General features: G+C 67.1%; 9 protein-coding genes. 6 read left to right on the top strand and 3 right to left on the bottom strand.

Going from position 1 to position 13170, the window contains the following annotated elements:
• Nucleotides 1-60 precede the first annotated feature (60 nt).
• Nucleotides 61-1380, top strand: coding sequence for a tetratricopeptide repeat protein (locus tag FOZ74_RS01095; protein ID WP_146911248.1), 1320 nt, complete (start codon nucleotides 61-63; stop codon nucleotides 1378-1380).
• A 19-nt stretch (nucleotides 1381-1399) separates the two neighbouring features.
• Here the strand turns inward: FOZ74_RS01095 and FOZ74_RS01090 are convergent, their stop codons facing one another.
• Nucleotides 1400-1957, bottom strand: a complete 558-nt coding sequence (locus FOZ74_RS01090) for an HNH endonuclease (protein ID WP_146911247.1) — start codon at nucleotides 1955-1957, stop codon at nucleotides 1400-1402.
• Nucleotides 1958-2112: 155 nt separating this feature from the next.
• Here FOZ74_RS01090 and FOZ74_RS01085 point away from each other — a divergent pair, with 155 nt between their 5' ends.
• From FOZ74_RS01085 to lspA, 3 genes are all read left to right on the top strand, one after another.
• Nucleotides 2113-3150, top strand: coding sequence for a bifunctional riboflavin kinase/FAD synthetase (locus tag FOZ74_RS01085; protein WP_146911245.1), 1038 nt, complete (start codon nucleotides 2113-2115; stop codon nucleotides 3148-3150).
• An 83-nt stretch (nucleotides 3151-3233) separates the two neighbouring features.
• Nucleotides 3234-6089, top strand: coding sequence for an isoleucine--tRNA ligase (gene ileS / locus FOZ74_RS01080; RefSeq protein WP_146911244.1), 2856 nt, complete (start codon nucleotides 3234-3236; stop codon nucleotides 6087-6089).
• Nucleotides 6082-6612 (top strand): signal peptidase II, encoded by a 531-nt coding sequence (gene lspA, locus FOZ74_RS01075; RefSeq protein WP_255437714.1) that lies wholly within the window; start codon nucleotides 6082-6084, stop codon nucleotides 6610-6612. Before ileS ends, lspA begins: the two co-directional genes overlap by 8 nt.
• A gap of 70 nt (nucleotides 6613-6682) precedes the next feature.
• On the opposite strand, the gene FOZ74_RS16005 is transcribed toward lspA, so the two are convergent.
• Nucleotides 6683-7543, bottom strand: a complete 861-nt coding sequence (locus FOZ74_RS16005; RefSeq protein WP_186764628.1) for a hypothetical protein — start codon at nucleotides 7541-7543, stop codon at nucleotides 6683-6685.
• A gap of 227 nt (nucleotides 7544-7770) precedes the next feature.
• Entirely contained in the window at nucleotides 7771-8637 is an 867-nt protein-coding gene (locus FOZ74_RS01065) for a Kae1-like domain-containing protein (protein WP_146911242.1), read from the bottom strand.
• Between the two features lie 98 nt (nucleotides 8638-8735).
• Here FOZ74_RS01065 and FOZ74_RS01060 point away from each other — a divergent pair, with 98 nt between their 5' ends.
• Nucleotides 8736-10400, top strand: coding sequence for a Na/Pi cotransporter family protein (locus FOZ74_RS01060; RefSeq protein WP_146911240.1), 1665 nt, complete (start codon nucleotides 8736-8738; stop codon nucleotides 10398-10400).
• Between the two features lie 244 nt (nucleotides 10401-10644).
• A complete protein-coding gene (locus FOZ74_RS01055) occupies nucleotides 10645-13167 on the top strand; it encodes a ribonucleoside-diphosphate reductase subunit alpha (protein ID WP_146911239.1) in 2523 nt (840 codons plus the stop codon).
• Nucleotides 13168-13170: the final 3 nt, after the last annotated feature.

The following is a 13170-nucleotide window of genomic DNA, read 5'->3' as shown; positions in this document are numbered from 1 at the left end:
CTTCCCTCCTTTACCGCCAGCCGGCATGCCGCCGGCTGCGCCCCTGGTCTTTTTTTTCACATGAATACCACCGCCGCCCAGGCCGACCCGATACGCCCCTACCTTGAAACCGCACGCACCCAGATGGGGCAGGGACAGCTGCGCGAGGCGGCATTGACGCTCAACGAGGCGCAGAAGATCGCGCCGGGCGACGCGCGCATCTTCATGCTGGCAGGCCTCATGGCCGAGAAGTCGGGCAACGTCAAGGGCGCCTTCGAGATGCTGCGCAAGAGCGTGGCCACCGCACCCGGCTGGAGTCCGGGCCTGCTGGAGTTGGCCCTGCTGCTGGCGCGCCAGAATCAGTTTGCCGAAGCGCTGGAAAAGGCCGAGGAAGTGGCCCGGCTGGAGCCGAAAAACCCGCTGGTGCTGGCGGGGGTGGTGGATATTGCCCACCGCGCCGGCCACACCGAAATGGCCGTGCGCCACCTGCGCCGCGGTCTGGAGCTGGTGCCCGGCGATCCGCAGTTGCGCCGCCTGCTCGCGCGCGACCTCAGCACCCTGGGCCAGTACGACGAAGCATTGCAGGTCTGGGGCGGCTTGCTTGCGCAAGATCCCCATGACCGCGAAGCGCTGTTCGGGCGCGTGAACACCTGCGTGGCGATGGGTCGGCCGACGGACGCGGCGGCCGACACCGCCACGCTGGCTCAGCTCCTGCCCGACGACCCGGTCGTCGCCTACTACGGCCAGCTGGCCAGCGGCGAGACGCCCGCGCACCAGCCGGTGGAGCTCAATCGCGCGCTGTTCGACGGCATGGCCGAGCTCTACGACCAGCACGTGGTGCGCGGCCTGGGCTATCGCCTGCCCAAGATCGTGGCCGACAAGATCCTGCAGCGCTACCCGCAAAAGCACCTCAACGTGCTGGACCTGGGCTGCGGCACCGGCCTTCTGGGCGTCTGCCTGGGGCGGCTCGACGGCTTTCTGATCGGCGTCGAGGTGTCGCAGAAGATGATCGAGCAGGCCGCGCGCCACAAGGTCTACGACCGCTTTCACACCGTGGACCTGAACGAGGCGCTGGCCGCCACCCCCGAGGCGCAGTACGAGGTGCTGGCCGCGCTGGACGTGTTCATCTACACCGGCGAGCTCTCGCGCGCCATGGCCGACGCCCACCGCATCCTGCAGCCCGCGGGCGACTTCTATTTCTCCTGCGAGCTGGCGCCCGAGGAGGGCGCGGATCTCATCCTGCAGCCCAATGGCCGCTATGCGCACAAGCGCAGCCATGTGGCGCGCCTGTGCCGCGAGGCCGGCTTCGAATCCGTCGAGATCGAAGAGCTGGACCTGCGCCGCGAGGCCGGGGCGGCGGTGCGCGGCATCCTGGTGCGCGCGCACAAGGCGCCCGCCTGAGCGCGGCGGCGCCGGCCCTTCAGTTGAGCAGCCGCGACGAGTGCGGCACGTGCGCCATCAGGAAGTCCATCTGGTCGGCCAGGATGCGGCGGTTGCGGAGGATGAAGTCTTCCCACAGGCTGGGCACGTAGGGCGCGTAGAGGAGCGGCATGTGCGCCTGCTCGGGCGTGCGCGAGGCCTTGCGGTGGTTGCAGGCGCGGCAGGCGGTGACCACGTTCATCCAGTGGTTGGGTCCCCGGCTGGCCACGGGCACGATGTGCTCGCGCGTCAGGTCCTCGTCCTTGAAGTGGCCGCCGCAGTAGGCGCAGAGGTTGCGGTCGCGCTGGAACAGCTTGGCATTGGTCAGGCTGGGCTGCAGCTCGAAGGGGTTGATGTCGGGCACGCCGCGGGTGCCGATGATGCTGCTGACCTCGATGCGCGACTGCCTGCCGGTGCGGGCATTGTGGCCACCGCGGAACAGCGCCACGCGGCTGCCCAGCTCCCAGCGCACGTCGCCGGCGGCGTAGTGGGTGACCGCCTGCTCGGGCGTGATCCAGGATTGCGGCAGACCCCGGGCCGACAGCTTCAAGACTTTCACGAACAGCTCCATCGCATGCACAGGCGCAAGCGCGCCGGCGACCCGCCTGCATGCCATTGCCGGCCGCCAGCGCGCAATATACTCGCCTTCGTAGCGCAATTGCCATCCAGCCCGTGAAGGCAAAGCGCTGCAAGCTATCAAAATTGAGTGCGCGAATGAAAATCTTCCACGGCCTGCAGGCCAGCGGCCTGGCGCCCGCCTGCGCCCTGACCATAGGCAATTTCGACGGGGTGCACCGTGGGCACCAGGCGATGCTCGCGCTGCTCGCGGCCGAGGCGCGCCAGCGCTCGGTGGCGAGCTGCGTGCTCACCTTCGAGCCGCATCCGCGCGACTATTTCGCGGCCGAGCAGCGCAAGCCCGACCTGGCGCCGGCGCGCATAGGCACGCTGCGCGACAAGCTCGCGGGGCTGGCGCGCTGCGGCGTGGACCAGGCGGTGGTGGTGCGCTTCAACGCGCAGCTGGCGCAGCTGCCGGCACAGGCTTTCATCGACGAGGTGGTGGTGGAGGCGCTGGGCGCGCGCTATGTGCTCGTCGGCGACGACTTTCGCTTCGGCGCGCGGCGCGCGGGCGACTACGACATGCTCGACGCCGCCGGACGCGCTGCGGGGTTTGACGTGGCGCGCATGCTCAGCTACGAAGTGCATGGCGAGCGCGTCTCCAGCACCGCGGTGCGCGAGGCGCTGGCCGCTGGCGACATGGATGCGGCCGCGCGGCTGCTGGGGCGTCCCTACGCCATCTCCGGCCACGTGGTGCGCGGGCGGCGGCTGGGGCGCGAGCTCGGGGCCAGCAGCGCCGGGGCCGGCGACGGCTTTCGCACGCTGAACCTGCGCTTCAGCCACTGGAAACCCGCGGCCAGCGGCATCTTCGCGGTGCTCGTGCATGGTCTGGGCGCCGCGCCACTGCAGGGCGTGGCCAACTTGGGCGTGCGCCCCTCGCTCGATCCGCGCGACGTGAACGCGGGCCGCGTGCTGCTGGAGACGCACTGCCTGGACTGGCCCGCCGAGCTCGGCGCCGAAGGGGGCTACGGTAAAATCATCTGCGTGGAACTGCTCTGCAAATTGCACGACGAATTGCGCTACGAAAGCCTGCAGGCGCTCACCGAAGGCATAGCGCGCGACCGCGACGCGGCGCGCGCGTATTTCGCCACCACCTACCTGCAAACCCGCCGCCAGACGACGCGCGACCGAATTTGACGCAGGCTCGCACAGCCTGGCCCGTCACCTTCCCCTGCTTGCCGGTACAGCGCCCGCAAGTGCCAAGTTCTTGAAAGTCTTCCATGCCCGATTCCAAACCCAAGCACGCGCCCGAGAGCGCCTACCGCGCCACGTTGAACATGCCGGACACGCCGTTTCCGATGCGCGGCGACCTGCCCAGGCGCGAACCCGGCTGGGTCACGGAATGGAACGACAAGGGCCTGTACAAGAAGCTGCGCGACGCCCGCCATGGTGCGCCGAAATTCATCCTGCACGACGGCCCGCCGTATGCCAACGGCCAGATCCACATCGGCCATGCGGTCAACAAGATCCTCAAGGACATGATCGTCAAGGCGCGCCAGCTCGAAGGCTACGACGCGCTCTACACGCCGGGCTGGGACTGCCACGGCCTGCCGATCGAGAACGCGATCGAGAAGAAGTACGGGCGCAAGCTGCCGCGCGATGAGATGCAGGCCAGGGGCCGGGCCTTTGCCACCGAGCAGATCGCCCAGCAGATGCAGGACTTCCAGCGCCTGGGCGTGCTCGGCGAGTGGGAGCACCCCTACAAGACCATGGACTTCGCCAACGAGGCCGGGGAGCTGCGCGCGCTCAAGAAGGTGATGCAGCGCGGTTTTGTCTACCGCGGTCTCAAGCCGGTGTACTGGTGCTTTGACTGCGGCTCGTCGCTCGCGGAGTTCGAGATCGAATACCAGGACAAGGGCAGCCAGACGCTGGACGTGATGTTCCCCGCCGCCGATCCGGGCCGGCTGGCGGCGGCGTTTGGCCTGGCCAGGCTGGACAAGCCCGCGTTTGCCGTGATCTGGACCACGACCGCCTGGACGATTCCGGCCAACCAGGCGCTCAACGTCAACCCCGAACTCGAATACAGCCTGCTCGATACCGAGCGCGGGCTGTTGATCGTCGCCTCGGCGCTGGTCGAGAAGTGTCTGGAGCGCTGGCAGCTCCAGGGCAAGGTGATCGCCACCACCGTGGGTGCGAAGCTCGACCACATGCCCTTTCGGCATCCGCTCGCCCACGTGGACCAGGGGTTTGACCGCCTCTCGCCCGTCTACGTGGCCGACTACGCCACCGCCGAGGACGGCACCGGCATCGTGCACAGCGCGCCCGCCTATGGCGTGGAGGACTTCAACTCCTGCGTGGCCAACGGCATGAAGGTGCAGGACATCCTCAACCCGGTGCAGGGCAATGGCGTGTACGCGCCGGACCTGGGCATGTTCGCCGGCCAGTTCATCTGGAAGGCGGTGCCGCTCATCATCGATGCTTTGAGAGTGGCCGGGCGGCTCATGGACACGCGCGCCATCACGCACAGCTACCCGCATTGCTGGCGCCACAAGACGCCGGTCATCTACCGCGCTGCCGCGCAGTGGTTCGTGCGCATGGACGAAGGCGAGGGCGTGTTCACCGATCCAGCACAAAAACCGGCCCAAACGCTGCGCCAGATTGCGCTGGCAGCTATCGAAAACACCAGTTTTTACCCGGAAAACGGCAAGGCGCGGCTGCGCGACATGATCGCCGGCCGGCCCGACTGGTGCATCTCGCGCCAGCGTTCCTGGGGCGTGCCGCTGCCCTTCTTCCTGCACAAGGACAGCGGCGAGCTGCATCCGCGCACGCTCGCGATCATCGACCAGGCGGCCGATATCGTGGAGCAGGGCGGCATCGAGGCCTGGAGCCGCCTGAGCGCCGAAGACGTGCTCGGCGCGCAGGAGGCACAGTCCTACACCAAGAGCACCGACATCCTGGAGGTGTGGTTCGACTCGGGCTCCACCTTCTGGCACGTGCTGCGCGGCACGCACCCGCAGCTGCACCACGACGAAGGCCCCGAGGCCGACCTGTACCTGGAAGGGCACGACCAGCACCGCGGCTGGTTCCATTCCTCGCTGCTGCTGGCCAGCGCCATCTACGGGCGCGCACCCTACCGCGGCCTGCTCACGCACGGCTTCACCGTGGACGGCCAGGGCAAGAAGATGAGCAAGTCGCTGGGCAACACCGTCTCGCCGCAGGAGGTCAGCTCTCGCCTGGGGGCCGAGATCATCCGGCTGTGGTGCGCCTCGACCGACTATTCCGGCGACCTGGCGATCGACGACAAGATCCTCGCGCGCGTGGTCGACGGCTACCGGCGCATCCGCAACACCCTGCGCTTCCTGCTGGCCAACGTGAGCGACTTCGACCCGGCGCGCGACGCGGTGGCGACCGAGGAAATGCTGGAGATCGACCGCTGGGCGCTGGCGCGCACCGCCGCCTTGCAGCAGGACATCCTTGCGCATTACAAGGTCTACGAATTCCACCCGGTGGTGGCGCGGCTGCAGCTCTTCTGTTCGGAAGACCTGGGCGGCTTCTACCTGGACGTGCTCAAGGACCGGCTCTACACCACCGCCCCCAAGAGCCTGGCGCGGCGCAGCGCGCAGACCGCGCTGCACGCCATCACCCACGCCATGCTGCGCTGGATGGCGCCCTTCCTGTCGTTCACCGCCGAGGAGGCCTGGAAGGTGTTCGGCGGCTCCGGGTCCATCTTCCTGGAGACCTATTGGAAGCCGGCCGAGGTGGACGAGGCGCTGCTCGCCCGCTGGCAGCGCATCCTGGAGATCCGCGCGGCGGTGAACAAGGAGATCGAAAACCAGCGCGAGGCGGGTGTCGTCGGCTCGTCGCTGCAGGCGGTGGTGGCGCTGGCGGCCGGGCCCGAGGACCACGCGCTGCTGGCCAGCCTGGGCGATGACCTGAAGTTCGTGTTCATCGTCTCTGCTATCGAACTCAAAGCTGCCGACGCTTTGCAGATCAGCGTTTCAGCCAGTTCCGAGCACAAATGCGAGCGCTGCTGGCACTACCGCGCGGACGTCGGCCAGGATGCGGCGCATCCGACGATCTGCGGGCGCTGCGTGAGCAACCTGTTCGGCGATGGCGAGCGTCGCGTTCATGCCTGAGGCGGCAAAGGGCGCGGGCGCCGCGCGCCAGGCATTGCCCTGGCTGGCCTGGGCGGCGGTCGTGGTGGTGCTCGACCAGCTCACCAAGCTGCTCATCCTGCGCGCCTACCAGCTGGGCGAGGCCACGCCGGTCACCGGCTTCTTCAACATCGTGCGCGCGCACAACAGTGGCGCCGCGTTCTCCTTCCTGGCGGGTGCCAGCGGCTGGCAGCGCTGGCTCTTCGTCGGCCTGGGCCTGGTCATTGGCGCCTTCATCGTCTGGCAGCTGCTGCGCCACCCGGGCCAGAGGCTGTTTTCCTTTGCGCTGGCCAGCATCCTGGGTGGCGCCGCGGGCAACGTGCTGGACCGTCTGCAGCACGGCTACGTGGTGGATTTCCTCGATTTCCACTGGTCCTGGCTCGCGGGCATCTTCTACCGCGGGCACTTCCCGGCCTTCAACCTCGCGGATTCGGCGATCACGCTCGGCGCGGTGTGCCTGATCGTGGATGAGGTGCGGCGCAGCAGGACGGCGCCGGCAAAATGAAAATGCACATTGCTGTGCAATGTGCATTTGCTCGGGCAAGCCGCACCGGAGCGCTCCGGTGCGGTCCGCGTTACAGCGAAGCGTTGTTCAGGCGGCTACTGGGCATCAACTCCATGATGACGTCCTGAACCTCATCCTGAGGGCCAAAGTATTTCAGCGGGATCCCGTTGCCGACGCCTAGCCAGTGCGTGGTCTTGCTGCCGTCACCCTCGGTGATTTCAAACTTGCAGGTGTCGAAGGTGCCGGCCGGAATGGAGATTCTCTCCTGGCCCACGTAGGTGGACTTCAGCGTTTCCTGGCTCACCTGGGTCGGCGCCAGGGAACTCGAAACGGTTGCCGTGGTGCTGGCAACTGCTGTGCCACCCGGCGCCAGTGTCAACTTTTCGTCTCTCAGAGGGGGGTCGTAGGTGGTCGTGACATTGAAGCTCATGTCCATCACCGCCACGTCCGCGGTAGAGCCGACTTGAATCGATGTCACGCCGTCCAGCTTCGCGTAAGTGTGGACCGTCGAAGTCGTGGGGCCGGCCGCTGCCAGTGGCGCAGGTGAGGAAAACTGGGTGACCGCGACGGATTTGTGGTCAAACAGGCCGGAGTGCCCGTTGAAGGTCGCGCCCGTGGAAACGGAAATCTGGTGCGAGCTCGTCCCGGTTGCGCCGCCGGTGAGCTGGTAGTCGAGCAGCGCGGTCGCGCCATCGTGAAACAGCGCATCGCTGAAGCAGTCCGATGCGGTGCCGGTGCCGGGAGCCGGCGCCGGCGTGGGAGCGGGTGTCGGGGTGGGTGCTGGAGTCGGCGCAGGCGCCGGGGTTGGCGCTGGCGCTGGCGCGGGGGTGGGCGCCGGGCCGGGGTCGGAACTGCTGGAACCGCCACCACATGCCGCCAAGGCGGCGGTCGCGATGATCAAGGCCGGTATCTGAAAATATCTTTTTTGCATGGCTCTTCCTTTGATGCTTGCGTGCCCACGCCGCTGGCTTCAGCCTGAAGCCCAAGCCCAAGCCCAAGGCGAGACGCTTTCCCCCTCTGGAAAACGTTTCTGGGCGCGGCCATGGTAACGAATGGCGTATTGACCTTGGAAGAAGGCGGAAAGGCGCGGCCCTCCAGGCGGCGTGAATGGCCGGTTTCAAAACCCGATGGGCGGTCTGCGGCTTGGGGTCGCGGGCGTCAAGCCAAGTGGCCGTAGCCCAGCAGCGCCGCCAGCGCAATGCGTGCGCTGGCCGACGGTTGGCGCGCCGGGACGATCAAGCGGCAATGGGCTTGCAGCGTCTGGCGCAAGGCCCGGTTGCGCGTGACGCCGCCGCTCAGCGCCACCTGGCTCAGGCCGCTGCGCCGCAGGGCTTCAAGCGTGGGCGCCAGCAGTTGGCGCACCACCGCAGCCTGCACTGCGGCGGCCAGGTCGGCGCGAGGCTGTTCACAGGGGCTGCCTTCCAGTTCCCGCACGCGCGCCAGGGCGGCGGCGCGCAGGGGGGCAAAGACAAAACCGGTTTGCGCCTTGGTCTGGTCCGCCTCGGGCAGTTCCACGGCACCGGCGTTGCCGAAGTCCGCGAGACGCTCGATCGTCGGCCCACCCGGCGCTTCCATGCCCAGCGCCAAGGCCAGGGCATCGAAGACCGCGCCGGCGGACAGGTCCAGCGCATGGGTGAGGACGCTGCAGTGCGCGGGGTCGTCCACCCGCGCGAGCACGGTGTGCCTGGCCGTGGCCACCAGTGCCAGATAAGGGCCGGCCGGTGGCGTTTCATAGGCCAGCGGCGCCAGCAGGTGGGCCAGCGCCGGGTCCACCGCCTGGGTGCGGGCGGCGGAAAACAGCGTGGCCAGCGCCGGGTTCATGCTGGAGCAGCCTGCGCCGACCACGCGGGGCGACGGCAGGGGTGCGCCCTGCGCGTCGTGCAGCGCGCGCAGTTCCTCCAGGCGGGCGCATTGCCCCTGGCCCAGCAGCGCCGGCCTGCCGCTGTGGTCATCGATCAGCGTCCAGGTGATCTTGCCGCCCCGCGAGGCAATGCCCAGGGCGGGTCCGTGTTGCGCGTGTGTCATGCCGCGGGCGAGTGTAGGCGCCGCGCCGATGGCTGCGGGTATGCTGTGCGCTTGCACGCACGGGCAACGAGGGATTGCCCCGTGCTGCGCTAGTATCCATGAAGCACCTTCTGAATCTGCTGGCCGCGATCGCCCTGCTGGTGTGGGGCATGCACCTGGTACGCACCGGGGTGCTGAGGGTGTTCGGCGCCAATTTGCGTGCCTGGCTGGCGCGCAGCCTGGGCAACCGCTTTACCGCGGCGCTGTCGGGCATAGGGGTGACGGCGCTGGTGCAGTCCAGCACCGCCACGGCCCTGATGACGGCCTCTTTCGTCGGGCAGGGGCTGATCTCGCTGCCGGCCGCGCTGGCGGTGATGCGCGGGGCGGACATAGGCACGGCGCTGATGGCGGTGCTGCTGTCGTTCGACCTGTCCTGGCTGTCGCCGATGTTCATCTTCGTGGGCGTGGTGCTGTTCATCACGCGCCAGGCCAGCACCGCCGGGCGGGTGGGGCGCATCTTCATCGGGCTGGGGCTGATGCTGCTGGCGCTGGAGCGCATCGTGCAGGCCAGCGACCCCATGCTCGCCTCGCCCGTCACCGCCGTGGTGCTGGAAGCCCTGGGCAAGGACCTGCTGGCCGAGATTCTCATCGGTGCGGTGCTGGCCATCATTTCCTACTCCAGTCTGGCGGTGGTGCTGCTGATCGCGGCCATGGCCGCGTCGCAGGTGGTGCCGGTGGACATGGCGCTGGGCCTGGTGCTCGGCGCCAATGTCGGCAACGGCCTGGCCGCGGTGCTGACGCTGGCGGGTGCGGACACCGAAGTGAAGCAGGTGACCGTGGGCAACCTGCTGTTCAAGCTGCTGGGCGTGGCGGTGATGGCGCCCTTCGTCGGCCTGTGGCTGCGCCTTGTGCAGCCGCACATGCCGGGCGTGGGGCATGGCGTGGTGCTGTTTCACCTGGCCTACAACGTGATCATCAGCGTGGGCTTCATCGGGCTTACCCAATGGGTGGCGCGGCTGATTGCGCGCCTGCTGCCCAAGCCGGCGCGGCTGCCGGGCCAGCGGCCGCACCACCTGGACCCCTCGGCGCTGTCCACGCCGTCGCTGGCCATGAGCCTGGCGGTGCGCGAGGCGCTGACGCAGGCCGACGTGGTGGAAAACATGCTGACCGGTGTGATGGAGGTGATACGCCGCAACGACGAGTCGCTGGCCATGCGGCTGCGCGAGATGGACGACGAGGTGGACAGCCTGTATTCCGCGATCAAGTACTACCTGACCAAGATCCCGCGCGACGACCTGGGCGAGAAGGAGAGCCGGCGCTGGGCCGACATCATCAGCTTCACGATCAACATGGAGCAGATCGGCGACATCATCGAGCGCATCGTGCAGGACGTGGAAGAAAAGAAGATCAGCAAGGGGGTGGAGTTTTCCGAAGCCGGCATGGCCGAGATCTCGGACCTGCATGCCCGCCTGGTAAACAACCTGCGCCTGAGCATGGGGGTGTTCCTGGACGGCACGGTGCGCGACGCCCAGCGCCTGCTGGAAGAAAAGGGGCACTTTCGCGCGCTGGAGCGCACCTACGCGGCCAACCACCTGGCGCGCCTGGCCGAGCGCGCGACGCAGAGCATGGAAACGAGCTCGCTGCACATCGACCTGCTGTCGGACCTGCGGCGCATCAACTCGCTCATCAGCGCCACCGCCTACCCCATCCTGGAGCAGGCCGGCGCCCTGCCTTCGGGGCGCGAGCGCGCCGTGGGACATGAAGGCGGACTGCCCAAGGTCTGAAGCCTGAGCCGCGGCCCGGCGCACCCACGTGCCGGAGGGCTCCGACCCACCTTTGGCCACTGGCGGCACCCTTTGTTGCAAATTGGCCAAAGCCAGCGAAGGCGCGCGTCAGCGCCGGTTTTGCCGCGCCCCGCGGCAACGTGGCGGCTCTCTTTTCCCCACTAGATGTTGTGTTAGGCTGCTTACAAAACTACTATACGTAGTGTTTTATGAACTGCCACACACCACAGGAGAGCAAGCCGCCATGATCGAATCCGTCACCAAGCGCGATGGCCGCGTAGAGCCATTCACCCCGTCCAAGCTCAACGGCTGGGGCGAATGGGCCGCCAAGGCCCTGGGGCCGGATATGGACTGGTCCTCGGTGGTGCTGGAGACGGTCACGGACATGCCCGAGCAGGTGACGACCACCATGCTGCAGCAGCAGCTCATCAAGAACTGCCTGCAGTCCGACTCGTGGCTGTACAACCGCATGGCCGGGCGCCTGTACGCCGCGCTGATGCACAAGGAGGTGCACGGCGTCTTCATGCCCACGGTGCTGCAACTGCACCGGCGCCTGCAAAAGCTGGGCTACATGGAGGTGCTGGACTATTCCGACGAGGAATACGCCGAGGTCGAGAAGCTCATCGACCACGACCGCGACTACAGCTACGCGCACTACCAGTTGCACACCCACCTGTCGAAGTACGCGATCGCCGACCGGGTGAAGAACCGCATCTACGAGACCTCGCAGTTCATCTACATGCGCATGGCCATGGCGCTGGCAGTGGACCAACCGCGCGAGCGGCGCATGCATGACGTGGCGCGTTTTTACGAGCACCTGTCGATGAACCGCATCAACGCGCCCACGCCCAACCACATCAACCTGGGCACCCCCCTGCGTGGCTACGCCAGCTGCTGCCTCTACACCACGGCCGATTCGGCGCGCTCTATTGCCGTGGGCAATCACATCGCCTACACCATGACCTACATGAGCGCGGGCATCGGCTCGCACATGAACCTGCGCTCGGTCAACGACCCGGTGCGCGGCGGCGTGATCCGCCACCAGGGCAAGCTCCCCTACCTGCGCGCGGTGGTGTCCGAGGTCAAGTCCAGCCTGCAAAACGGCCGCGGCGGCGCCTGCACCAGCTATTTCTCGATCTACGACCCCGAGATCGAAACCCTGCTGCGCCTGAAGAACCCCATGTCCACCGAGGACAAGAAGATCCGCGGCATGGATTACTCGTGGGGCAGCAACCGCCTGTTCGCGCGCAAGGTGGCGCGCAACGAGGACATCTTCCTGTTCAACAGCTTCACCGCGCCCGATCTGTACGAGGCGCTCTACAGCAACGACGAAGAACGCTTCGAGCAGCTCTACCAGAAGTACGAGAAGAACCCGCTCTTCCCCAAGCGCTTCGTCAATGCGCGCGAGCTGCTCATCACCGCCTGCAACGAATGGAACGAAACCGGGCGCATCTACGAGCACAACATCCACGAGATGAACCGGCACACGCCGTTCAAGGAGACCATCTACAGCTCCAACCTGTGCTCCGAGATCGACCTGCCCACCGGCGCCTACAACCACATCACCGAGATCTACCAGGACGCGGACGTGTCCTTCGTCGAGTTCGAGGATGAAGAGGGCGGCACGCACCGCCTGAGTGGCGCGCACGCCGTGCGAACCGGCCGCGGCATGGTCTATCCGCTGGAACTGCGGGAGGGTGACGAGGTGAACGGCGTCACCGTCCAGAAGATCCTGCAGCGCTCTTCGCCCGAGGTGGCCACCTGCAACCTGGCGGGCATCTGCGTGGACAACATCGAAAGCGACGCGCAGTACGAGGAAGTCGCCTACTACGCGCTCCTGATGATCGACAAGTGCATCCACCTGGCCGAATACGAGCTGCCGCACATCGGCTACACCTCCAAGGCGCGCCTGAACGCCGGCGTGGGCATTCTGGGCCTGGCGCACCTGATGGCGCGCGAGCACAAGCGCTACACCACCGCTGAAGGCAAGCAGTTCATCCACCTGGCGGCCGAACGCCACTTCTACCACCTGGTGCGCGCCAGCCTGCGCCTGGGCAAGGAACTGGGCAACGCCCCCTGGATGCACAAGACCCGCTGGCCCGAAGGCTGGATGCCGCTGGATACCTACAACCGCAACGTCGACCAGATTGCCGACTTCACCAACCACTACGACTGGGACGCGCTGCGCCTGGAGGTGGTGGCCAACGGAGGCATCCGCAATTCGGTGCTGGCCGCGCACATGCCCACGGAGACCTCGGCCAATGCCTCGGGCACGACCAATGGCGTGTACCCGATCCGCGAGCTGACCATGATCAAGACCGACAACCAGCGCGTGAACTACTGGGCCGCGCCCGAGGGCGAAGAGCTGGCCGAATGGTACGAATCGGCCTGGAACATCCCCGCCAGGGACATGACCGAGGCCTACGCCATCATCCAGAAATGGACCGACCAGGGCATCTCGGCGGACTTCTACCGCAAGGTCATCGGTGACGCCTTCATCGGCTCCAGCGAGATGATCCGCGACTACCTCTACCGCATCAAGATGGGCCTCAAGAGCAAGTACTACATGAACCAGAAGACCTCGGCCGGCTTCAAGCCCCTGAACGAGGCCGAGGCCGAACGCAAGGAACTCGTCGACCGCATGGTCGGCAGCGCCATGGCCGCCGCCGACAAGAAGGAGGGGGCCGGCAGCACCGACAGCGACGCCGCCGCCACCGTCAGCGTGCTCGACGCCGACCCCGAATGCAACGGCTCTTGCACGCTCTGAAGC

The sequence above is a fragment of the Comamonas flocculans genome (assembly GCF_007954405.1).
GTDB lineage: Bacteria > Pseudomonadota > Gammaproteobacteria > Burkholderiales > Burkholderiaceae_C > Comamonas_C > Comamonas_C flocculans.
The sequence above is the reverse complement of the archived record's forward strand: the minus strand, read 5'-3'. Positions and strand labels throughout refer to the sequence as shown.